Origin of the sequence: Actinocorallia aurantiaca, assembly GCF_039533685.1 — a bacterium.
Taxonomy (GTDB): Bacteria; Actinomycetota; Actinomycetes; order Streptosporangiales; family Streptosporangiaceae; genus Actinocorallia; species Actinocorallia aurantiaca.
This window is the reverse complement of record NZ_BAAATZ010000054.1, coordinates 1-710: the sequence shown is the minus strand read 5'-3', so window position 1 is coordinate 710 and position 710 is coordinate 1. Positions and strand designations below refer to the sequence as shown.

Below are 710 nucleotides of genomic sequence, written 5' to 3'. Positions count from 1 at the left end.
CCGCGCTACCCCGAGCGGCGACAAGGCGGCGGAACGGCCCCGCTGGACGACCGGGCGGTGTTCACCGCGATCGTGTACGTGCTGACCAGCGGCTGCGCCTGGCGGCACCTGCCGACCGAGTTCGGGGTCTCCTCCTCCACGGCGCATCGCAGGTTCCTGTTCTGGACCGAACAGGGCCTGTGGCCGCGGCTGCACCGGGCGGTCCTGGACGAGCTCGGCCGGCTCGGTCTGGTCGACTGGAGCAGCGCGATCGTGGACGCCGCCTCGGTGCGAGCGAAAAAGGGGGCTCGCTGACCGGCCCCAATCCGGTCGACCGGGGCAAGAAGGGCAGCAAGCTCCATGTGGTCTCGGATGCGGCCGGGCTGCCTTTGGTGGTGGCCGTCTCGGCTGCCAACACCCACGACATCCGCCTGCTCGCACCGCTCATCGAGGCGATCCCGCCGATTCGCTCCCGGCGCGGCCCGCGTCGGCGCCGTCCGGCCAAGGTCCGCGCGGACAAGGGGTATGAGTCCGCTGAGCTGCGGCGATGGCTACGCAGGCGTGGGATCGTCCCGCGCATCGCCCGTAAGGGCGTCGAGTCCAAAGAACGCCTGGGGCGCCACCGGTGGAAGATCGAACGCACGCTGTCCTGGTTGTTCGGCTACCGCCGCCTGACCGTGCGCTACGAGCGCCACGGCGACCTATTCACCGCTTTCCTCACCCTCGCGGCC

Annotated in this window: 1 pseudogene; it reads left to right on the top strand. The window is 70.8% G+C overall.

The features are described 5' to 3' along the window. Window positions 1-710: pseudogene (locus tag ABD327_RS37255) on the top strand (IS5 family transposase); the annotation flags it as partial.